At 65.6% G+C, this 21,330-nt stretch carries 21 protein-coding genes and 1 tRNA gene; 8 read left to right on the forward strand and 14 right to left on the reverse strand.

The annotated features are described in order from the left end of the window. Window positions 1-3 precede the first annotated feature (3 nt). Genes arc through HF684_RS09550 form a run of 3 tightly spaced genes read right to left on the reverse strand, consistent with a single transcriptional unit; the run spans window position 4 to window position 3,929 of the window. Window positions 4-1,656, reverse strand: a complete 1,653-nt coding sequence (arc, locus tag HF684_RS09540; RefSeq protein ID WP_169252274.1) for a proteasome ATPase — start codon at window positions 1,654-1,656, stop codon at window positions 4-6. Further along, window positions 1,653-2,723 (reverse strand): tRNA (adenine-N1)-methyltransferase, encoded by a 1,071-nt coding sequence (locus tag HF684_RS09545; RefSeq protein ID WP_169252275.1) that lies wholly within the window; start codon window positions 2,721-2,723, stop codon window positions 1,653-1,655. Before HF684_RS09545 ends, arc begins: the two co-directional genes overlap by 4 nt. Before the next feature lie 45 nt (window positions 2,724-2,768). Continuing rightward, on the reverse strand, window positions 2,769-3,929 hold the full coding sequence (locus HF684_RS09550) for a site-2 protease family protein (RefSeq protein ID WP_169252276.1): 1,161 nt from the start codon (window positions 3,927-3,929) through the stop codon (window positions 2,769-2,771). Window positions 3,930-4,056: 127 nt separating this feature from the next. Here HF684_RS09550 and HF684_RS09555 point away from each other — a divergent pair, with 127 nt between their 5' ends. Then, a complete protein-coding gene (locus HF684_RS09555) occupies window positions 4,057-4,866 on the forward strand; it encodes a PD-(D/E)XK nuclease family protein (RefSeq protein WP_169252277.1) in 810 nt (269 codons plus the stop codon). 3 nt (window positions 4,867-4,869) lie between these two features. On the opposite strand, the gene HF684_RS09560 is transcribed toward HF684_RS09555, so the two are convergent. After that, window positions 4,870-5,544, reverse strand: a complete 675-nt coding sequence (locus HF684_RS09560; RefSeq protein WP_169252278.1) for an HAD family phosphatase — start codon at window positions 5,542-5,544, stop codon at window positions 4,870-4,872. A gap of 22 nt (window positions 5,545-5,566) precedes the next feature. On the opposite strand from HF684_RS09560, the gene HF684_RS09565 reads away from it, so the two are divergent. Further along, a complete protein-coding gene (locus tag HF684_RS09565; protein ID WP_169252279.1) occupies window positions 5,567-6,397 on the forward strand; it encodes a PAC2 family protein in 831 nt (276 codons plus the stop codon). Between the two features lie 42 nt (window positions 6,398-6,439). Here the strand turns inward: HF684_RS09565 and mshC are convergent, their stop codons facing one another. Genes mshC through HF684_RS09580 form a run of 3 tightly spaced genes read right to left on the reverse strand, consistent with a single transcriptional unit; the run spans window position 6,440 to window position 9,142 of the window. After that, window positions 6,440-7,699 (reverse strand): cysteine--1-D-myo-inosityl 2-amino-2-deoxy-alpha-D-glucopyranoside ligase, encoded by a 1,260-nt coding sequence (mshC, locus tag HF684_RS09570; RefSeq protein ID WP_169252280.1) that lies wholly within the window; start codon window positions 7,697-7,699, stop codon window positions 6,440-6,442. A gap of 60 nt (window positions 7,700-7,759) precedes the next feature. Further along, window positions 7,760-8,572: an SCO1664 family protein gene (locus tag HF684_RS09575; protein ID WP_169252281.1), complete on the reverse strand. Its 813-nt coding sequence runs from the start codon at window positions 8,570-8,572 to the stop codon at window positions 7,760-7,762. Between the two features lie 6 nt (window positions 8,573-8,578). Continuing rightward, window positions 8,579-9,142, reverse strand: coding sequence for a DUF3090 family protein (locus HF684_RS09580; RefSeq protein ID WP_025778382.1), 564 nt, complete (start codon window positions 9,140-9,142; stop codon window positions 8,579-8,581). A 57-nt stretch (window positions 9,143-9,199) separates the two neighbouring features. Between HF684_RS09580 and HF684_RS09585 the strand changes: the two genes are divergently transcribed. After that, window positions 9,200-9,460 (forward strand): hypothetical protein, encoded by a 261-nt coding sequence (locus tag HF684_RS09585; protein ID WP_152346427.1) that lies wholly within the window; start codon window positions 9,200-9,202, stop codon window positions 9,458-9,460. Window positions 9,461-9,508: 48 nt separating this feature from the next. Here HF684_RS09585 and HF684_RS09590 read toward each other — a convergent pair whose 3' ends face one another. After that, on the reverse strand, window positions 9,509-10,423 hold the full coding sequence (locus HF684_RS09590) for an aldo/keto reductase (protein WP_169252282.1): 915 nt from the start codon (window positions 10,421-10,423) through the stop codon (window positions 9,509-9,511). Between the two features lie 69 nt (window positions 10,424-10,492). Here HF684_RS09590 and HF684_RS09595 point away from each other — a divergent pair, with 69 nt between their 5' ends. Then, window positions 10,493-11,329, forward strand: a complete 837-nt coding sequence (locus HF684_RS09595; RefSeq protein WP_169252283.1) for an undecaprenyl-diphosphate phosphatase — start codon at window positions 10,493-10,495, stop codon at window positions 11,327-11,329. Between the two features lie 61 nt (window positions 11,330-11,390). Here HF684_RS09595 and HF684_RS09600 read toward each other — a convergent pair whose 3' ends face one another. Continuing rightward, on the reverse strand, window positions 11,391-12,104 hold the full coding sequence (locus HF684_RS09600; RefSeq protein WP_169252284.1) for a histidine phosphatase family protein: 714 nt from the start codon (window positions 12,102-12,104) through the stop codon (window positions 11,391-11,393). 37 nt (window positions 12,105-12,141) lie between these two features. On the opposite strand from HF684_RS09600, the gene HF684_RS09605 reads away from it, so the two are divergent. Further along, window positions 12,142-12,345 carry a DUF5703 family protein gene (locus HF684_RS09605; protein ID WP_248278864.1) on the forward strand — a complete coding sequence of 68 codons (204 nt, stop codon included), beginning with the start codon at window positions 12,142-12,144 and terminating at the stop codon, window positions 12,343-12,345. Between the two features lie 4 nt (window positions 12,346-12,349). Continuing rightward, complete coding sequence (locus HF684_RS09610; protein WP_169252285.1) at window positions 12,350-13,375, forward strand: DMT family transporter; 1,026 nt, start codon at window positions 12,350-12,352, stop codon at window positions 13,373-13,375. Here the strand turns inward: HF684_RS09610 and HF684_RS09615 are convergent. From HF684_RS09615 to HF684_RS09635, 5 genes are all read right to left on the reverse strand, one after another. Further along, on the reverse strand, window positions 13,329-14,636 hold the full coding sequence (locus tag HF684_RS09615) for a M20/M25/M40 family metallo-hydrolase (protein WP_169252286.1): 1,308 nt from the start codon (window positions 14,634-14,636) through the stop codon (window positions 13,329-13,331). The genes HF684_RS09610 and HF684_RS09615 overlap by 47 nt on opposite strands. 303 nt (window positions 14,637-14,939) lie before the next feature. Then, window positions 14,940-15,027, reverse strand: a tRNA-Leu gene (locus tag HF684_RS09620). Window positions 15,028-15,111: 84 nt separating this feature from the next. Further along, window positions 15,112-15,960: a MaoC/PaaZ C-terminal domain-containing protein gene (locus tag HF684_RS09625; protein ID WP_248278865.1), complete on the reverse strand. Its 849-nt coding sequence runs from the start codon at window positions 15,958-15,960 to the stop codon at window positions 15,112-15,114. Beyond that, complete coding sequence (locus HF684_RS09630; protein WP_169252288.1) at window positions 15,960-17,312, reverse strand: 3-oxoacyl-ACP reductase; 1,353 nt, start codon at window positions 17,310-17,312, stop codon at window positions 15,960-15,962. Before HF684_RS09630 ends, HF684_RS09625 begins: the two co-directional genes overlap by 1 nt. Continuing rightward, window positions 17,309-18,598: an acetyl-CoA C-acetyltransferase gene (locus HF684_RS09635; RefSeq protein WP_169252289.1), complete on the reverse strand. Its 1,290-nt coding sequence runs from the start codon at window positions 18,596-18,598 to the stop codon at window positions 17,309-17,311. Before HF684_RS09635 ends, HF684_RS09630 begins: the two co-directional genes overlap by 4 nt. A 58-nt stretch (window positions 18,599-18,656) precedes the next feature. Between HF684_RS09635 and HF684_RS09640 the strand changes: the two genes are divergently transcribed. Together HF684_RS09640 and HF684_RS09645 are read left to right on the forward strand one after the other, a co-directional pair. Continuing rightward, window positions 18,657-19,268 carry a TetR/AcrR family transcriptional regulator gene (locus tag HF684_RS09640; protein ID WP_169252290.1) on the forward strand — a complete coding sequence of 204 codons (612 nt, stop codon included), beginning with the start codon at window positions 18,657-18,659 and terminating at the stop codon, window positions 19,266-19,268. Then, window positions 19,265-21,304: an acyl-CoA dehydrogenase family protein gene (locus tag HF684_RS09645; protein ID WP_169252291.1), complete on the forward strand. Its 2,040-nt coding sequence runs from the start codon at window positions 19,265-19,267 to the stop codon at window positions 21,302-21,304. The genes HF684_RS09640 and HF684_RS09645 overlap by 4 nt, the downstream gene beginning before the upstream one ends. The last annotated feature ends 26 nt before the right edge of the window (window positions 21,305-21,330 follow it).

Raw genomic sequence — 21,330 nt, forward strand, 5'->3', positions numbered from 1 at the left:
GATTCAGACGAGATCGGAATTCGGCCGCACCTCGGCGATATCGGTCTCATACGGCACGGTCGGGGCTCCCCTGGTCGTGTCGAGGTGCATCATCCGCAGATGAGTGACCCGTTCGCCCTTGCGCCCGGAGATCCGTGCCCATTCGTCGGGGTTCGTCGTGTTCGGCAGGTCCTCGTGTTCGCTGAACTCTTCGGCGATCGCATCCTCGAAATGCCCGGGGTGCAGACCGCGTTCTCCGGTGTCGAGCAGCGACTTGATCGCCGCCTTCTTCGCCCGGTCGACGATGTTGTGGATCATCGCCCCGGAGGCGAACGCAGAGAAGTGGAGGACTTCCTTCGACCCGTCGGCGTAGCTGACCTCGACGAATTCGTTCTCCGGGGTTTCGGCGAACATCCGTTCGACGCAGCTGTCGATGAGTGACGAGACCGCCTCGGCGGGCGTATCGTGACCGGCGAGCACGCTCGAGTGCAGCGGCAGCTCGGCGGTCAGATACTTCTCGAAGATGTCGCGGGCCGCCTCGGCGTCGGGGCGTTCGATGCGGATCTTCACATCGAGTCGGCCGGGGCGCAGGATCGCGGGGTCGATGAGGTCCTCACGGTTCGAGGCGCCGATGACGATGACGTTGTCGAGCTGTTCGACGCCGTCGATCTCGGTGAGCAGCTGCGGGACGATCGTCGTCTCCACGTCCGAGGACTTGCCGGTGCCGCGGGTGCGGAACAGTGATTCCATCTCATCGAAGAACACCACGACCGGGAACCCGGCTGAGGCCTTCTCCCGCGCCCGGGCGAAGATCAGGCGCAGCTGGCGTTCGGTCTCGCCGACGTACTTGTCCAGCAGCTCCGGGCCTTTGATGTTGAGGAAGTAGGTCTTGCTCGTGCGGACCGTCCCGGTGCGATCGGCCAGGGAGTTCGCCACGGCCTTCGCGATGAGCGTCTTTCCGCAGCCGGGAGGCCCGTAGAGCAGAATCCCCTTGGGCGGTTTGAGTCCGTGCTCGGTGTAGAGCTCGGGATGTTCGAAGGGCAGTTCGACGGCATCTTTGATCTGCTCGATCTGGTCGGCCAGTCCGCCGATGTCCGAGTACGTGATGTCGGGGACCTCTTCGAGCAGCAGCGAGGACACCTCGGGCTTCTCGACGACCTGCAGGGCGTAATGGGTGCGGGTGTCGACGACGACGGCATCGCCGACGCGCAGCCCTGCGTCGACGAGATCGGCGGCGAGGGTGAAGACCTGCTCGTCATCGCCGGGGGCTCCGACGAGGATCCGCTGGGAATCGACGAATTCGCGGACGTTGACGACCGATCCCACGGGCGGGAAGTCGCCGGTGCCGATGATGACGAGACCTTCGGACAGGAGCACATCGGCTCCGGCCCGCAGACTCTCGGGCTCGACCTCGGGGGCGACGGCCACACGCATCCGGCGACCGCCGACGATGACATCGGCAGTCACCGCGTTCTCGCCGAGGGCGATGAGTGTGCCCCAGTTGTTCGGCGGCTCGGTCAGGCGCCTGGCCTCCTCCTTGATCCTGCCGAGCTCATCACGGGCCGTGCGCAGAGTCTTCGACAGTGCCTCATTGCGTTTTCCCGCTGTGTAGAGCTGCTGGCGCAGGGACGCGGTGTCCTCGCGCAGCTTCTTCACTTCGGTCGTGGTCTCTGTCATCGATCCTCCTTCGGCCCTGTGCTGCTGGTCGGGCTGTCTGTGACATCTGTGGGCTGCGCGTCTGCGGAGCCTGCGGGGTCGGTGCGCAGGCGTCTGCCGGCCTCGCGCATCACCCGGCGCAGCTTCTTCCCGTGTGCGGTGCGGGTGCCGATGGCTGCCTCGGTGACTTCCGGTTCCGTCCACGCCGCCACATCCTCGGCGGCCGCGGTGGCTCCCTGGGGACGTTTCTTCTTCTCCAGCGGGCTGATGCCATCGGCCATCCGGCGGGCCATGATGAGGAACCCGGTGTGGGCGATCATCCGGTGGTCGGGGCGGACGGCGAGTCCGTCGACATGCCAGCCGCGGACCATGGCCTCCATGGACTCGGGTTCGGCGAACTTGCCGGAAGCGCGCAGGGCTTCGACGAAGCGGGAGAGCTGCGGGACGGTGGCCACGTAGGCGATGACGATTCCCCCGGGTGTCAGGGCTTCGCTGACCGCCTCGAGCGTGTTCCAGGGGGTGAGCATGTCGAGGACGACGCGGTCGACGCTGCCGGGGCCGAACGTCTGCGGCAGGGTCTGTGCGAGATCGCCGACGGTGACCGACCAATTGTCCGGTTCGCCGTCGAAGAAGTCGGCGATGTTGCCGGCCGCGATCGTCGCGAACTCCTCACGCAGTTCGAACGAGTGGACGGATCCGTTCGGGCCCACGGCTCGCAGCAGCGCCATCGACAGGGCTCCGGATCCGACGCCGGCTTCGACGACGACTGAGCCGGGGAAGATATCGCCGAGGGTGACGATGAGACCCGAATCCTTCGGGTAGACGACTGCGGCGCCACGGGGCATGGAGAGCACGAAGTCTTCGTAGCGCGGGCGGAAGACCTGGAAGTCGATTCCCCCGGAGTTCGCGACGATGATTCCCTCGGTGCGCCCGATGATGTCATCGTGGCTGATGAGGCCCTTGTTCGTGTGGAAGTGCTCACCCGGGGAGAGCACGAAGGTGTGCATCCGGCCCTTGGGATCGGTGAGTTGGACCTTCTCTCCGGCGCCCAGAACGCGCGGGGGCCGGGAATGGAGTGGCTGAGTCATGATGAGTCCACTCTACGCTGGTGAGGATTGCCTCACACAACCGGTTCAGGCTGCGAGCAGCTCGTCGAAGAACTCCTGCAGGTCGATGACTCCGACGAGGGTGTTGCCGTCCATGACCAGGCTGAACTGCGCCTTGGGTCGGTGCGTGAGCGATTCGAGCAGGTGCGGGGCGGTGATGTCCTTCGGCACGCCGATCCACCCGGCCAGGGGGCGGGCGACCTCACCGGCGGGAACGGCGTCCAGGGTCTCGGCGAGTCGACCCGCTGCGGCGTGTCGGTCGACGAGACCGTACGGCAGACCCTTCTGATCGAGGACGACGATGAGTGTGCGCTCCTTCGCATTCCCGAGCGTGTTCGCATAGTCGAGTGTGTCGGCCAGGTCGGCGTCCCAGGTGGCGGCGATCGCCGGTTGGATGACCTGGGCGAGGTCGTAGGTCTCCATCTTCCGGGCCCGTTTGGCGTGGGTTGCGGCATCTCCGGCGGAGAACCACAGCATGATCGCGATGAGAGACATCCAGGCGACGGTCAGCGGGTCGGGTCGATCGCCGGCCAGCAGCGGGGTGATCACCGACCAGCCGATGAAGCCGACGGCGATGATGCGGCCGACCCAGCTGGCCACGATCGTGCCCAGAAACTGTGACCCGGTGATGCGCCACATGATCGCCTGCAGCGCCCAGCCGCCGTCGAGCGGGATGCCCGGCAGCAGGTTGATGGCGCCGAGGGCGACGTTGGCGAAGGTGACGGCGATGAGCAGCAGCCACGGCACCGAGGTGGGGCTGGCGGCACTGAGGCACCACCATCCCAGCAGGGCGAGAACGATGTTGACGATGGGGCCGACGATGGAGATGACGAAGCTCGTCATCGCCGCTTTGTCACGCGGGTTGTCCATCTGCGGTTCGAACCGGGTGAACCCGCCCCAGATGTTCAGCTCGATCGCGGCGACCTTCTGCCCGTAGAACTGACCGGCGACGCCGTGAGCGAGTTCGTGGAGGAAGACGGAGGCGAAGAGGAGCACGGCGTAGGCGAAGGCGACGAACCAGGCCCCGATGCCCAGATCCGGTCGGACCTGGTTGAGCCACGGAGTGAAGAGGATGGTGATGACGATGGCGGCGAGGAACCACGACCACGCCAGAATCACCGGAGCGCCGAGGACGGTGCCCAAGCGCAGACCCGATGACGCACCGGGGTGGTGGTTTTTCGCGGCCATTGAAGGGGTTCCTCCGGTCGATGTCGTGGTCAGCGGACCACTGAGGGTCGGTTACTCAGCCTAACAGCGACGACGCTCCGACCGCTGGTCGCCACGTCGTGTCCGTGCAGGTCGTTACAGTGGAGTTATGGCCGAGCTCACCAGTCTCTCGCCCTCGCGGGCCAACGACTTCATCCAATGCCCTCTGAAGTTCCGTTTCCGCAGCATCGACAAGCTGCCGGAGCCGCCCTCTCAGGCCGCGTTCCGCGGCACGGTGGTCCATTCGGTGCTCGAGAAGCTGTTCACCGCACCGGCAGGCGAACGCACGGCCGAACTCGCGCAGACGATGCTCATGCCGGCGTGGGAGGAACTCGTCGAGAAGGATCCGGAGGTGCTCGAGATCTTCGGGGACGACGCCGAGAAGGAGACGTTCTTCACATCGGCGCGTCGGCTCATCGATTCCTACTTCGTTCTCGAGTATCCGGAACATCTCGAACCGGAGGAGACGGAGAAGTTCGTGCGGACGAAACTCGACAACGGTCTCGAACTGCGCGGTTTCATCGACCGGGTCGACGTCGCCCCGGGTGGCGAGCGGCGGCTGGTCGACTACAAGACGGGCAAGCAGCCGAAACCTCAGTACGGGCGGGAGGCGAAGTTCCAGATGGGCTTCTACGCTCTCGTCGTCTACCGCCTCTCCGGCGAACTCGTGCACACTCTGCAGCTGATGTACCTGGGTTCGCGCAGTGTGCTGAAATCCCACCCGACGATGGCTGAGGTCGAACAGACGCAGTTCGAGATCGATGCCATCTGGAAGGACATCATCGCCTCGGCCGAGTCGGATCGGTGGCGGCCGAAGAAGTCACCGCTGTGCAATTGGTGCACGTTCAAGCCGCTGTGCCCGGCCTGGGGCAATACCGCTCCCCCGACCCCGGAGATCACGAAGATCGTCGGGGCTTAGGGTTCAGGCGCTCTGCTGAGCGCGCAGACGTCGCAGGTCGGCGACTCCGCGGCCTTCGAGGCTGTCCCACAGGATCCGGCCCGGACGCGGCTCGAGGTCGACGAAATGCGGGATCCCGATGGCAATGGTTCCCGCCGCCTCGGCACTGGCCAGACCCGGCTTCGAATCCTCCAGGGCCACACAGTCGGCCGGGTCGAGGTCGAGCAGAGCGGCTCCGCGCAGATACGGCTCGGGGTTCGGTTTGCCGGCGGATACCTCGTCGCCGGAGACGAGACCGGCGAAGCTGTTCGGCGGACAGCTGGAGATGACCGCCTCGGCCAGTGGTCGGTAGGACATCGTGACCATGACGTTCGGGATGCCCTCGGCCTTGAGTTCGGCCAGCAGCTCCAGTGCACCGGGGCGGAAGGGCACGGATGCTCGGATCTGTCCGATGACGTTGCCCATCAGGGTCTCGACGATCTCCTCGGCGGGCAGGTCGAGACCGGCCTCGCGCATCATTCGGGCGGAGACGATCAGCTCGTTGCCGACGAATTCGAGCCCCTGCTCTTCCGACCAGGACAGCCCGTGGGCGTTCATGAGTTCGGTCTCGGCGCGGATCCAATACGGCTCGGTGTCGACGAGGGTTCCGTCCATGTCCCACAGGACGGCGGAAGGGTCGGCTGATGCGTGGTTCGTCATAGGCCCAGCGTAGTCTGGAACCATGAGTATTCTTCCATCCGGGTCCGGGGCACTCGTCTTCATCGCCTTCGAAGGTCAGGATGCCGATGCTTCCGAAGCGGCGAGTTCGCTGGCCAAGGATCTCATCGAGGTTTGGCAGCTGGACGACTCCGAGATCCTCGACACCGATGGGTTCTACGAATTCCGCTTCTCCGAACCCGAGATCATCCGCGACGAGGCCGGCACGGCGTCGATCGCCTGGCCGGGTGTCGCGGTGCACCGGGGCCGCCTCGGCGAGTTGCCGATCACGGTCATCCAGGGGCACGAACCGGGCCTGAAATGGCGGGAGTTCCTCACCCTCATTCTCGCTCACGTCGGTGCTGACGATACCGTCGTCCTCCTCGGAGGGCTCCATGCCGAGGTTCCGCATACGCGGCCCCTGCCCGTGGTGGCCAACACGGAGGACGCTGAACTCGCGTCCGGTCTCGGCATCGACGCCAACGGGTATGAGGGACCCATCGGCATTCTCGGGCTGCTCGGAGTCGCGTGCCGCTGGCGCGGAATCAGGGCGATCAACCTGTGGGTGGGCGTGCCGGACTATCTCGCCGAGTCTCCGTCGCCGAAGGCCGAGCTCGCTCTGGCGAAGGCGGTCGAGCGCTATGTCGGCATCGAGATCGACATCCATGTGCTCGAAGAGGAGAGCCGGGCCTGGGAGCTCGGCGCCGACGAACTCGTCTCGTTCAACCCGCGGCTGGCAGAGCTCGTCAAGGCGCTGGAGAAGCAGAACGATTCGGCGGACCTGCCGGAGGCCAGCGGAGACGCCATCGCGGCCGAGTTCGAACGCTATCTGCGCAAACGCGGCCGCGATAAGTGAACCACAGTCATTCGGTGGTCAGGCGGTCGACGCCGAACGGTGTCAGTCCAGCAGACGGATGCCCAGGAGGGCGTCGACGGCGTCGGCGACTCGGTCGCCGGTGATGCCCGCTGTCTCCGAGGGTTCGGAGTCCGCATAGTGTTCGGCCCACTCGTCGAGGATCCCCAGAGCCCGCGGGCTGTCGAGGTCATCGGTGAGTGCTTCCCGCAGCAGACCGATGATGTGCTCGCGCAGACCCTGGCGACATTCGGATTCGCATTTGGCCGCGTGCCTCCATGACTGGAGGCGTGCCTCGGCGATGGACAGCTGCTCTTCGGTGAAGCTCCAGTCGCTGCGGTAGTGGTTGGACAGGATCACGGTGCGGATGGCCATGGGATCGACTCCACGCTCGCGCAGCTTCGAGACGAGGACGAGGTTGCCTTTGGACTTGCTCATCTTCTCGCCGTCGAGGCCCACCATTCCGGTGTGCATATAGGTCTTCGCCATCGGCGTGTCCCGCCAGGCAGCTGCATGGGCGGCGCTCATCTCGTGGTGCGGGAAGATGAGGTCGCTGCCGCCTCCCTGCACATCGACGGGGAAGCCGAGATACCGATCGGCGATGACTGTGCATTCGACATGCCATCCCGGTCGTCCCCGACCCAGTGCTCCGCCGTCCCAGGACGGTTCGCCTTCGCGTTCGGCCCGCCACAGCAGCGGGTCGATGGGGTTGTCTTTGCCCGGAGTCTCGGGGTCTCCGCCGCGTTCGGCCGACAGCGCGGCCATGGTTTCGGCATCGTCATGGCTGACGGTGCCGAACGGTGGGGTGATCTGCGTCGACACCCGGTAGTAGACGTCACCGTTGTCGAGGGTGTAGGCGGCTCCCCTGTCCACGAGATCGCGGACTCCGGCGGCGATCTCGTCGACGGATTCGACGACGCCGATGAAGCTGGCCGGCGGAAGCACCCGCAGGGCTTCCATATCCTCACGGAAGAGCTCGATCTGGGAGGCGGCGAGTTCGCGCCAGTCGACTCCCGTGGCGTCGGCGCGCTCCAGCAGCGGGTCGTCGACATCAGTGGTGTTCTGTGCATAGTCGACCTCGAGTCCCGCATCGCGCCAGATCCGGTTGAGCAGATCGAAGGCGACATAGGTGGAGGCGTGCCCGAGGTGCGTCGCATCATAGGGGGTGATGCCGCAGACGTAGAGTCGAGCGGTCTGCTCGGATCCGCGCAACCTACGCGGGCTGCGGGTGCTCGTATCGAACACCGTAGGCACCTTGCCGGTGCTGGTCAGACGGGGCAGTTGAGGTTCGGGCCATGACTTCACGGCACCCAGCCTAACCGAGAGGCAGGCGTTCGGCACTTCCGGGTTGACGTGATGCCGGTTTCAGATCGGCGGCCAGGGAATGACGGTGCGATCATCCGGTGCTTCGGGGAAGAACTCGGCGGCGAGAAGCCGGTTCGCCCGGTGTTTGAGGGCCTGGATCTCGTCGGCCGACAGGCAGTCGCTCAGCTGCGTCCGCAGCGTTTCGTCCATGGCGGCGACTTCCTGCAGAGCATCGATCTCTTCGGCGCAGAACGAGGTGCGAGAGAAACCCCACAGCACGGTGCGCAGCTTCTCCTCCTGGTGGAAGGTCAGTCCGTTGTCGATGCCGAAGACGCCGATGTCGGCCGCGGCGGTGCTCGGCAGCGTGCTGCCGGTGATGACATGACCGGCTTTGCGGTCGGCGTTGTTGGCCAGCAGGTCGAAGAAGGCGATGGTGCGCAGGGCACCGTCGACGGAGTGGGAGAGCACGAGGTCGCGGCCGTCTTCGGTGCGCAGCGCGAAGATCGGGGTGTGGTCGACGGGGATCGCGTTGACCGTCGACAGGGTCACCGCTTCGTCATCGTCGGAGGCTTCGACGTAGGCCTGCAGGGATCCGCGACCGGCCGGCAGGTCGTCGCGCAGCACCGTCGGCGGGACCACTCCCAGATCGAGCGTGGACGACAGCCGGTAGGCGGCGACCTCGCGCAGGGCCAGGGTCTGCTCTGGGAAGTCGATCAGGGGCCGTTCGCCGGAGATGGGTTTGTAGACGGCCTTGATCGCCCGGCCCTCGTGTTCGAGCACGAGCAGTCGGGTGTCATTGCTGGCGCGTGGGATCGCTCCCATCTCCGTCCAGTCCCCCGCAGACAGTGCGTCGAGGACAAACCCGTGGTCCATCACCGATCAGGCGCGTGGGATCCCGTTGGCACGGGGGCACAGGTGGCCGTCGGGTTCGAGCGGAAGGGAGCAGAACGGACAGTCTCCGCGTCCGGCACTGACGACCTGTTCGCCGCGCCGGGCGAACTCGCGGGCGGCCGCGGCGTCGAGGACGATGCGCAGGACCTCTCGTTCGACCTCGTCGTCATCGGGGTCGGCAGAGGTTCCGGCCTGGGCGTCCGCCTCGGTGAGTTCGAAGCACTCGATCACGAGTTCGTGTTTGACGGTGTCCCAGCCCAGGCTCATCGTGCCGACACGGAACTCCGGTTCGATGGGAACGTTGAGCCCGGCGTTGTCGATGAGATCGTCGAGCGCCGTCTGCGGCACCCGAGCGGCCGGGTCCTTGATCATCACCATGTCGAGCAGTTCGGTGATCCGGTCGGAGAGGATCTCGACCTGTTCCTTCTCGACGACCACCGTCGTGAGCGCGGTGCCGGACTTCGCTTGGAGGAGGAATGTCCTCTCGCCGGGAAGTCCGATTGTGCCGACGACGAAACGATCGGGCGTGGGGTGGTCGTACAGAGCTGCCATGTCTTCAGCCTAGTTCAAAGACTTACATGTCGGTCCGGCCTGGGATACATTTGAGTCATGAGCACTGATCCTCGTGAGGCCCTGGACGCATTCCTCGAAGCAGTGAGAGAGCACTACGCTGCATCCGCACACCGCAACGGTGACCAAGACCCCCGAGTCGAAGCCGCTTATATGGCTTTGGCCGATGCCTTCGAAATCTACGAAGACGCGATCTACACTGCGTTCGACGAAGTCACCCCGTTCGAGCTCTTCGATGATGTCGAGGATGCCAAGGACGATGACGAGTTCGTCCTCGACGATGACGACGAGGATGACTGAGAAGCTCGAGAATCTCGCGCAGGACCCGACAGGACCCGAGCCGAGTCTCTAGGCGGACGGACTCCATGAGATCTGGTCGAGCACCTCGGCGATCTCCGCGGCCAGTTCGACCTCGCTGCCGGTGACCTCGGCCAGCTGTGCCGGAGTGCGGGGCGAGACCAGAGTGCTCGCGATTCCGTGCTGCCGGTTGAAGGCCAAGGCGATGTCGACTGTCGACACACCCAACGCGGTCGCGGCACGACGGACGCCTGCGAGTACCCGGTTCGAGCGCTCGTCGAGATAGGCACCGGCGTAGTCGCTCAGCTCCCCCGCCAGGCGGGAATCCTGCGGAGTCGCGTTCCGGTATTTGTCGGTGAGCACTCCGCGGCCCAGTCCCGCTCCGGCGATGAGTGAGACTCCCGCATAGTCGGCCGCGGGAATGAGCTCTGCTTCGGCCTCGCGGTTGAGCAGCGAGTATTCGGCGACGGCGCAGGCCACCGGAATTCCGGCTCCGCGCATCTCCGCCAGCTGCCACCCGGTGTGGTGGGACACCCCGACGTAGCGGACCTTCCCCAGCGTGAGCAGCGTCTCAACGGCCGAGGCGGTCTCGGCACGGTCGACTTCGGCGTCGAAGACATCGAGGACGAGTACATCGAGGTGATCGCGTCCCACCGTGCGCAGGAGCGTGTCGACCTGGCTGAGGATTCTCGAACGCCCGAGCCCGACCTCGATGTGGTCGGGCTCACTCATGGACACGCCCACTCGGGACAGCAGCAGAATCTCTTCGGGAAGTCTCAGCCGCCCGAGCACCTCTGCGGAGGCTGTGGCCGAGCTCGGCAGCTCGATGAGGTTGCCACCTGCGTCGATGTAGCTGTCGACGAGGAGCTGGGCGACCTGGTCATCGACCCGGTGCCCCCACTCGAAGGTCCCGAGACCCACATCGCTGATTTCCAGACCGGTGGTGCCGAGGCGTTGGTGCTTCATGCTTCTTGAGGTTACCTGATGCTGCGACTACCGTGGTTTCGTTCCCACCTCATAATCTCAAGGAGTCGTATGTACGACTGGCTGGTCGCCGCCGTGCTCGGAATCGTTCAGGCACTCACCGAGTTCCTCCCGATCTCGTCGTCGGCGCATGTGCGCATCGTCGGCGAACTCATGCTTCCGGGGTCCGATCCGGGTGCGTTCTTCACCGCCATCATCCAGATCGGCACCGAGGCGGCCGTCGTCGTCTACTTCTGGCGCGATATCGTCACGATCATCTCGAAATGGTGCAAAGCACTCGTCGGCAAGCATGATCGCAAGGACCCCGAGGTGCGCCTGGGTTGGCTCATCATCGTCGGCTCGATCCCCATCGTCATCATCGGCCTGCTCTTCCAGGACTACATCGAGGGTGCTCTGCGCAGCCTCTGGATCACGGCGACGATGCTCATCGTCTTCGGTCTCATCATCGGCCTCGCCGACTGGGCAGGGAAACGCGAACGCACCCTCGAGGATATGAACTGGGGTCAGGGCATCCTGTTCGGTTTTGCTCAGGCGCTCGCCGTCATCCCCGGCGTGTCACGCTCCGGCGGTACGATCATGGCCGGCCGGTTCATGGGCTTCGATCGTCCCTCCGCGGCCCGCTACTCGTTCCTGCTCGCCATTCCCGCTGTCGTCGGGTCGGGCCTCTACGGCGTGGCGCAGACGCTCGGTCGCAGTGAGGCCATGGTGCTCGGCTGGGGACCGACGATACTGGCCACGGTCATCTCCTTCGCTCTCGGCCTCGTCGTCATCCACTGGTTCCTCAAGTATGTGGAGACGAAGTCGTTCGCCATCTTCGTCTGGTACCGCGTGGCTTTGGGCATCGTCCTCTACATCCTGCTCGGCACGGGAGTCCTCGCCGCAGTCTGAGTCGACATCGCGACCTGTTGCGACAGACCCTGATCCCGGCATTCGCCCACGAGTGCCGGGATCAGCGCATTCCGCCGCCGCCGACCGCGGCCGACTGGGCGAGTCCGGCGGCTGTCACCGACATCGCGGCGAGCACCGGCTTGTCACCGGAGAAGTCGATGACCGTGAACGACCCGGGAGCGACGCTCAGCCGTTGGAAATCGTCCAGCGGCATTCCCAGCGCATCGGCGATGATCGCCTTGATGATGTCTCCGTGGGAGACAATCATCGCCCACCGAGGCGGCGCCGACTTCCCCGCGTCGGTTCCGGAATCCGCGGCGGACTCGAGTTCCGCATCGGCACGCTCCTCTTCGCGCAGCTGAGCCACGAGGTCACGGACGCGGGCAGTCGAGCGCTCGGCCGCCTCGGTGATGGATTCCCCTCCGGGGAACCTGGCCTGCGACGCCGTCTTCACCACGGTCGCCCACAGGGGCTCCTCCCCAAGCTCTGTGAGCGATCGGCCCGTCCACTCGCCGTAGTCGAGTTCGATGACGGCATCGGCGACGTCGATGCGCTCGAATCGGGCTGCCTCCGCCGCGATGGTCGCGGTCTGTTCGCAGCGTTGCAGGGGCGAATGCAGAAGCTGGGCGAAATGCCGGTGCGGCAGCAGCTCGAGGTTGGCCCGCAGCGCCCGTGTTCCCTCATCGGTGAGGGACACGCCGGGCGCGCGTCCGGCCAGGATTCCGGAGACGTTGGCGCTGGAGAGACCGTGCCGCAGCAGAACGATGACGGGCATACCGTCAAGATTAGCCCAGATCGTCTAGGGTGAGGCTATGAAACGTCAGCGTCCACGTATGACCTACGAGTTCCGGAAAGTCTCGTTCTCCCGGGATGTGCCGCGGTCGGTCAGCCTGCAGGAACTCAACGACCAGGCGGAATACGGACAGTGGGAGCTCGCCCGCACCCGCATCTCCGTCGGCGGAGTCCGCACCGTGTGGCTGCGCCGCAAGATCATGCCGCTGGCGGTCAGCAACTGATCGGTTGAGGTCTCCCTCCCTCGTCCCGGTCCTCACCGCCGGCCTCGTCACGATCGCAGCGGGGGCGGCGATGTCCCTGCAGGGTCGGGCGAACGGGCTGCTCGGTCAGGTGCTCGGCCACGCCGTCTTCGCCGCACTCATCTCATTCCTCGTCGGACTCCTCTGCGTCGGCATCGCCTTGGCGGTCTCGGCCCGCTCTCGAGCCTCCGCCCGCCGGCTCTTCGGACTGCTGCGTGACCGCAGCCTTCCCTGGTGGATGCTCCTCGGGGGCTTGAGCGGCGGGCTCGTCGTCATCGCGCAGGCCACGACCATTCCCCTGCTGGGAGTGGCTATATTTACGATGGCCTTCGTCTCCGGTCAGGTCACCGGCGGACTCATCGTCGATTCCACCGAACTGCCGCCGGGAGGGCGACAGCGTCTGAATGTGCTTCGCATCCTCGGCGTGCTCATCGTGCTCGCGTCTCTGACCTTCGCCGCCGGTGACCGCCTGCATTCGGGTATACCTCTGTGGACTCCCCTGCTTCCGTTCGTCTCCGGGGCACTGACCAGTGTGCAGCAGGCGTTCAACGGCCATATCCGTGCCGCCACCGAATCGGCGGTGGTCGCGACCACGGTGAACTTCACCGTCGGTTTCGCAGCACTCGGCATCGGCACGGTCGTCCTGCTCATGACCGGCGTTGCCTGGCGCGGATTCCCGACCGCACCGGATCAGTGGTGGACCCTCCTCGGCGGAGCCTTCGGGGTGGTCTTCATCGCTCTGACCACGGTGACCGTGGCGAGGCTGGGCGTGCTGCTGCTCAGCCTGTTCGCCCTCTTCGGGAATTTGGTCGGGGCACTGGCACTCGATGCACTGCTGCCGATTCCCGGCTCCGATGTCACGCTGATCACGGTGCTCAGCGCCGTCGGAGTGCTCGTCGGGATCGTCGTGACCGTGCTGCCGGTGCCGGTCGGACCGTCATCAGCGGTCAGACTCTCATCAGCGCTCAGGCCCTCATCAGGAAGTCGCCGAGGACCCGCGTCCCGAACTTGAGCGCCGAGATCGGCACTCTCTCGTCGACGCCGTGGAACATAGCCGGAAAGTCGAGGTCGCCGGTGAGTTGGAGCGGGGCGAAACCGTAGCCGGTGATGCCGAGTTCGGCCATCGACTTGTTGTCCGTGCCCCCGGAGAGAGTGTAGGGCAGGACGTTCGCGCTCGGATCATCGGCGAGGAGGCTCTTGCGCATCTGCGCGACCAGCGGGGTGTCGAACGGCGACTCGAGGGCCTCGCCCTCATCCTCGGCGGAGATGTCGATGCCCTCTCCCGCGAGTTCCTTGATCTTGAGCATGACGTCCTCATGCTGACCCGGCAGAGTCCGGCAGTCGACATAAGCGGTCGCGGTGCCGGGGATGACGTTGTGTTTGTAACCGGCGTCGAGGAATGACGGATTGGAGGTGTTCTGCAGGGTCGGTGCCACGAACTTCTCGACCGAACCGAGTTCGGCGAGCAGCTGCGGGATCGTCTCTGCCGTGAATTCGATTCCCGTGAGTTCGGAGACGCCTTCGAGCAGCTTCCGCGTGGCCAGCGGGATCTCCTGGGGCCACGGGTGGTTGCCGATCCGGGTGATGGCTGCGGCAAGACGCGTGACCGGGTTGTCGTCATTGCGCTGGGATCCGTGTCCGGCTGTGCCGTGGGCGATGAGGTTGAGCCAGGCCAAGCCCTTCTCGGCGGTCTGGATGAGGTAGACGCGCTGCCCGCGGACATCCACGGAGTAGCCTCCGACCTCCGAGATCGCCTCGGTGGCTCCGGAGAACAGCTCGGGACGGTTGCGCACCATATGGCGGGCGCCGTAATTGCCTCCGGCCTCCTCGTCGGCGAAGAAGGCGATCACGAGGTCCCGACGAGGGGTGAGCCCTTGGGCGAGCATGGCACGGACGGAGGCGACGATCATCGCGTCCATGTCCTTCATGTCCACCGCCCCGCGGCCCCACAGAAGCCCGTCCTTGATGACGCCTTCGAAGGGGTCGACGCTCCAGTCCTCGGCCGCGGCCGGAACGACGTCCGTGTGGCCGTGGACGACGAGTGCCGGAGCCTCCGGGTCGGAGCCCTTCACACGGGCGACGAGGTTGGCCCTTCCCGGCGACGATTCGACGATTTCGGATTTCAGGTCCACCTCGGCGAGCCAGAATGCGATGAGTTCGGCCGCCGGCAGCTCCGGGTTCGCTGTGTTCCCGCCCCAGTTCTGGGTGTCGATGCGGATGAGCTGACGGCACAGTTCGACGACTTCGTCCTCTGCGGCTCTGAAATCAAACACGGGGGCTCCCCTCGGTGGTGGTTCGATCACGCGGCGGTGCTGTGATCGGTCTGACAATCACCACCGTATCCCACCGGCGGGCGTTCCTGACCGGCCACACGGTGTGTACCAGCGGATCGGCCAGCACACACATTTCGGCCTGCACCCCGTACCCGCGGGTTCGAAATTCATGCGGGGTGATCTCGATCAGGGCGTGTACACTTTCGACCCGCGGAAGCCGGATGCCCCTGTGCCGCAGACGACTCCGACGGCTGAATGCGAAAATGGCCTCCGGACCGAAATCCGGAGGCCATCTCCTCGTTGTGCGCGAAGGGGGACTTGAACCCCCACGCCCGATAAGTTGGGCACTAGCACCTCAAGCTAGCGCGTCTACCAATTCCGCCACTCGCGCTGGCAACAGAGATAACTCTACATGCGCGAAACGGTGTCGCAAAATCGAAATCGGCTTTTGTGACGCACTGCACTTATCAGGCCATCAGTCGAGGTGTGCCACCTGCGACAGGACGTGGGGTTTGCCGTTCTTCAGATCGAAGACGGCCGACTGCGCAGCCTCGTGGCGACGTCCCTCGGTCAGCGCATAGCCGACCGTGCCGGGCAGCAGTATCGGCTTCGCGAAGGACACATCCCAGCGGTAGGACTCGAGCCGGGGATCCATCGCCGCGAACGCCCGAGAGGCGCTGTACATCCCGTGCGCGATCTGCTTCGGGAACCCGAATCCCTTCGCGGCCAGACCGTTGAGGTGGATCGGGTTGTAGTCACCGGAGACCTTCGCATAGCGCTGGCCGATGATCGGGTCCAGACGCCACACCGCGCTGGGCTGCGGTGCGGTGAACTCGAGGTGCGGAACCTGTGACTTCGGCTTGGCTCCGGAGAGCTTGCGCCCCTTCGCCAGATACGTGGACACCTCGTCCATCACGGGACGTCCGTCGACCTTCGCCTCGAGCCGAACCTCGATCGTCGTGCCCTTCGTGTGCTCGAACGGACCGGCGAGCTCGAGGTGGAAGTCCACAACCTCGCCGAGGCGGGCCTGCGAATGCATGTCGACGCGATTGTGGATGTGGACCATCCCCATCATCGGCAGCGGCACCTCGGGGTCGGCCAGCAGCTGCATGCTCAGCGGGAAGCCGAGGATGTGCAGATAGCCGGGGTGGACGATGTCGTCCAGGCCATGACCGACGACGTGGGCGAATCCCGCATAGGCGACCGGTTCGAGCGGAATGCTGCGATCGATCGCATGCTCCGGCAGCTCCGGACCGGTGCGCGGGCCCACCGGCAGGGTCTTGAGCAGGGCACGGGCATAGATGGGAAGCATCGAATCCGCCATCATGCACCCACCATGTTCTGACCGCAGACACGCAGCGTCTGACCGTTGATGCCGCGGGCGCCGCTGGAGGCGAGGAAGCCGATGGCTTCGGCGACGTCGACCGGCTGTCCGCCCTGCTGCAGGCTCGAGAGCCGGCGTGCGACCTGCCGTGTGAGGGTGGGCATCTTCGCGGTCATATCCGTTTCGATGAATCCGGGTGCCACCGCGTTGATCGCTCCCCCGCGGGCGGCGAAGTCCTCCGCCGAGGCGGCAGTGAGCCCGATGACTCCGGCCTTCGAGGTCGCATAGTTCGTCTGACCGCGGTTGCCCGCGATTCCCGAGGTCGAGGCCAGGGAGACGACCTGGGCGCCGTCGGCGAAGAGTCCCTTCTCCGCGAGATCAGAATTGATCATCGTCTGCGCGGCGATGTTGACGGCGATGACCGAATCCCACTTGGCCGCGTCCATGTTCGCCAGCATCTTGTCTCGAGTGATGCCGGCGTTGTGGACGAGGATGTCCACGGGTGCTCCGAGCGCCTCGACGATCTTGTCCGGGGCGTCTGCTGCGGTGATGTCGAGCTGCAGCGACTTGCCGCCGATCCGGTTCATCACCTGCGCCAGCGCCTGCCCCGCCTGCGGCATGTCCACGCCGATGACGTAGGCGCCGTCGCGGGCGAGGTTCTCGGCGATCGCGGCTCCGATCCCGCGTGCGGCACCGGTGACCACGGCTGCGCGTCCGGCCAGCGGGCCGGCCTCACCGGTGGACATGAACTCGTCCAGACTCAGCCGCTGGCCGGCGTCCGAGGACACCGTGAGGAACTGGCCGGAGACATAGGCAGACTTGCCGGAGAGCAGGAACCACAGAGCCGCCGTCACCGAGGGTGCGGTGAGGTCGACGCCGTCGAGCAGGATCCCGTTGGCGGTGGCGCCGGCGCGCATCTCGTGGGCGACCGACCGGGTGAAGCCGGTGATGCCCTGAGTGGTGGCGGCCTGCTCCGGTGTCTGGTTTCGGGCATCCGGTGCCGTCGAAATGGTGATCACTCGACCACAGACGGCAAGGGAGCGCAGGGCGGCACCGATCTCGAGGACGACCGGTGACAGGTCGGCCGGGGACTGTGCATCGTCGAGGACGGCGATGACGGCCCGCAGCTTCTCACCCGTCTGAGCGTTGCGGCGGACCTCGAGTCCGTTCTCCAGCAGCTGATCGGCCAAGCCCTGAGCACCCGGGCCGGTGCCGAGGACGAGGACCGGCTTGTTCTCATACGACGCCGGGGTGGAGCCGAAGCGGTTGAGTTCGACCGGCTGCGGCAGACCGAGGGATTTGGCCACCTGCTTCAGCGGTCCGTTGACGAGGGAGAGATAGGTGTCTTTCATGCTGCCTCCACGATCGCGGTGAGTCCCTGTCCGCCTGCGGCGCAGATCGAGACCAGGGAGCGCTTCTTGCCGGTGGTCTTCAGGTGCTTGGCGGTGCTGGCGATGATCCGTCCGCCGGTGGCGGCGAAGGGGTGGCCGGCGGCCAGGCTCGACCCCAGGGGGTTGAGCTTGTCGCGGTCGATGGTGCCCAGTGCCGCATCGAGTCCGGCCTTGTCCTTGCAGAACTCTTCGGACTCCCAGGCGGCCAGGTGCGAGAGCACAGTGGAGGCGAAGGCCTCGTGGATCTCGAAGACATCGAAGTCGTCGAAGGTCAGGCCGTTGCGGGCCAGCAGCCGCGGAACGGCGTAGGCGGGGGCCATGAGCAGCCCTTCGTCACCGTCGACGAAATCGACGGCGGCGGCTTCGGCATCGACGAGGCGCGCCAGCGGGGTGAAGCCGTGTTCGGCGGCCCAGTCCTCACTGCCCAGCAGCACCGAGGATGCGCCGTCGGTCAGCGGAGTCGAGTTGCCGGCGGTCATGGTCGCCTCGGCGGCAAGTTTCCTGCCGAAGACGGGGTTGAGCTTCGCCAGCGCTTCCACGGTCGAGTCGGCACGCATGTTCGTATCGCGGCTGACCCCGAGGTACGGGGTGGTGAGGTCATCGAAGAAGCCCGAATCCCATGCCGCGGCGAGGTTCTTATGGGAAGCCACGGCCAGTTCGTCCTGAGCCTGTCGGCTGATGCCCCAGGCCGCGGTGGTGATCGCCTGGTGCTCGCCCATGCTCAAGCCCGTACGCGGTTCACCCGTGCTCGGAGCCTGCGGCGCGAGGTAGGCGGGGCGAATCTGGGAAGCGATCTTCGCCTTCTGCACCATCGTCTTCGCACGGGTGAGCTCGAGGAGGATCTCGCGCATCGAATCGTTGATGACGATCGGAGCGTCGGATGTCGAATCCACACCCGAGGCGATTCCGGATTCGATCTGCCCGGCATTGATCTTGTTGTTGAGGCTGACCACGGCTTCGAGCCCCGTGGCGCAGGCTTGACCGAGATCGAAGGCGGGGGTCGTCGGTGCGAGGGCGGAGCCGAGCACGGCTTCCCGGGTGAGGTTGAAGTCCTTCGAGTGCTTGAGGACTGCACCTCCGGCGACTTCGCCGATGTTCTCTCCGGCCAGTCCGAAGCGGGCGACGAGCCCGTCGATGGCCGAGGTGAGCATATCGAGGTTCGTGGCCTTCGAGTACTGCTTGTTCGAGCGGGCGAAGGGAATTCGGTTGCCGCCGAGGATGACGGCGCGGTTGTTGGGAGCGGACATGTGCACCTCCGGGTGGTTGATTTAGCTGATACCGACAGTACCTGATACTGTCGGTTACATGAAATCGATCACAGACGGCCGCTCGACGAGATGGCAGAAGCATCGCGACGAGCGTCGTCGGGAACTTCTGCGCTCCGTGCGGCTCGTCGTCGACGAGCACGGCGACGGCATGTCGATGGAGCAGATCTCGGACGCGACCGGGACGTCGAAGTCGGTCCTCTACCGCTATTTCACCGATCGAGCGGGTCTCCAGGCGGCCATGGGCGAATGGGCGATGGGCGTCATCATCCGGTCTCTCGATGAGGCCGCGGCCACCTCGGCGAAGGGTGAGGGCTCACCAGCGGCGAAGGAGTCCTTGGCCGCGATGATCCGCGCATTCGTCACGCTCGCCGCGAATTCCCCGAACGTGTATCGCTTCTGCGACACCGCAGTCAACCGGTTCGCGCCCGAGGAGACCGGCGGTTTCTTCAATTCCATTGCCGGGCAGCTGGCCGAACGCCTCGGCCTGAGCGGGGACCAGGCTCGGCTGTGGTCGGCCGGAGCGATCGGATTCGTCCGCGCCGCCACCGAGTCCTGGCTGTCCCGACCGGACCGGCCCGAGGAATTCGCCACCACCATCACCCATTGGCTCTGGGCAACCCTGCCCGAACAACGAGGAGTAGAACAATGAAGCTGTCTCTTGATCCGAAAGCCATCAACACCGTCCTCGACGGACAGTGGGCAGACGCTCGCCGACGCGGGCGAACCCTGGCCGAAGAACCGTCGACCCACGACGATCCGGCCGATGATCTCGACACCGCACGGGCGAAGACCCTCGACGGGGTCATGATGATGGCCGAGACCGGACTGCCGATGACCGGGCTGTCACCGGAGATGGGCGGAAAGAACGAACACGCCACGAACGTCGCCGGGTTCGAAGAGACCGTCACCGCCAACCCGAGCCTGCAGATCAAGGCAGGCGTCCAGTTCGGGCTATTCGGCGGAGCGATCCTCCACCTCGGCGATCAGGAGCAGCATCACAAGTGGCTGCTCGACGCTCAGTCCGGACGCCTGCTGGGTTCGTTCGCGATGACGGAGATCGGACACGGCTCCGATGTCGCCAACGTGGCGACCACCGCCACCTACGACGAGGCGACCGAAGAGTTCGTCATCGAGACTCCCTTCCGGGCCGCAACGAAGGAATACATCGGCAACGCCGCCCGCGATGCCAGGGCCGCCGTTCTCTTCGCACAGCTGATCACCAAGGGAGTCAAGCACGGGGTGCATGCCTTCTTCGTGCCCGTCCGCGACGAGTCCGGTGAGCCGATGCCGGGAGTCTCGATCGAAGACGACGGCTACAAGGGCGGGCTCAAGGGCGTCGACAATGGTCGCCTCGCCTTCGACTCGGTGCGGATCCCGCGCACCAATCTGCTCAACCGCTATGGACATGTCACCGCCGACGGCACATACTCCTCCCCCATCGAATCACCGGGACGCCGTTTCTTCACGATGCTCGGCACCCTGGTCCAGGGCCGCGTCTCGCTCGACGGCGCCTCCGTGGTCGCCTCGAAGCTCGCCCTCGACATCGCCGTGCGCTACGGACTCGAACGCAAGCAGTTCACGGCCGGCGACGACTTCGCCGAGACGACCCTGCTCGACTACGGCCAGCATCAGCGTCGCCTCATGCCTGCCCTCGCCGCCGTCTACGCCTCAGCGTTCGCACACGAGAAGCTGCTGACCTCCTTCGAGGAGGTCTTCGCCGGAGCCGACGACTCCGAGGAGAACCGGGCTCTGCTCGAGACCCGGGCAGCAGCGTTCAAGGCCGACTCGACCTGGATGGCGCTCGACGTCATCCAGGAATGCCGTGAAGCCTGCGGCGGTGCCGGTTTCATGGCGGAGAACCGCCTCGTGGGACTGCGCGCCGACCTCGACGTCTACGTCACCTTCGAAGGCGACAACACGGTGCTGCTGCAGCTCGTGGCCAAGCGCCTCCTCGGTGACTATGCCAAGGAGTTCGCGAATCTCGACGTCGGTGGTGCCGCCCGGTTCATCGGCACCCAGGCCGCCGAGCACACGCTCTACCGCACCGGTCTGGCCAATGCCGGACGGGCGATCTCGGACGCGCTGACCCCGAACCTCGGTGACAAACGGATCCGGTCGGGACGCTTGCAGCGGACCCTGCTCGAGACGCGTCTGGAGGTCATGGTCTCCGGAGTGGCCCAGGCACTGCGTCCGGCGACGAAGATGCCGGCCGCGCAGGCGGCCGATCTGTTCAACGTCCACCAGCACGAGCTCATCGAGATGGCACGCGCCTATGTCGAGCTCGAGAAGTGGAAGGCACTCGACGAGAAGATGAGGGAGCAGACCGACGCCGATCAGGCCAAGGCCTTCCGTCGTCTGCGTGACACCTACGGTCTCGGACTGATCGAGAAGCATATGGCCTGGCACCTCATGTACGGTCGCCTGCCGATGTCGCGCGCACGCCAGATCAACGAGACGCTGAACCGTCTGTGCCAGAAGCTCGCGGCCAACGCCCACGACCTCGTCGAAGCATTCGGCTACTCGGATGTCCACCGTCGGGCCACCATCGCCTCCGGTGTCGAAGCCGAGCGTCAGGCCGAGGCCGCCGACTACTACCGTCGGGCGCGTGCCCGTCAGGACTTCCCGGTCGACGAGAAGCAGCTGCGCAAGGCCGCGAAGAAGAAAGCGAAGGCCGCCGCACGGTGACCGCAGGTCCGTGATCCGGGCACACC

The sequence above is a fragment of the Brevibacterium sp. 'Marine' genome, from assembly GCF_012844365.1.
Lineage (GTDB): Bacteria > Actinomycetota > Actinomycetes > Actinomycetales > Brevibacteriaceae > Brevibacterium.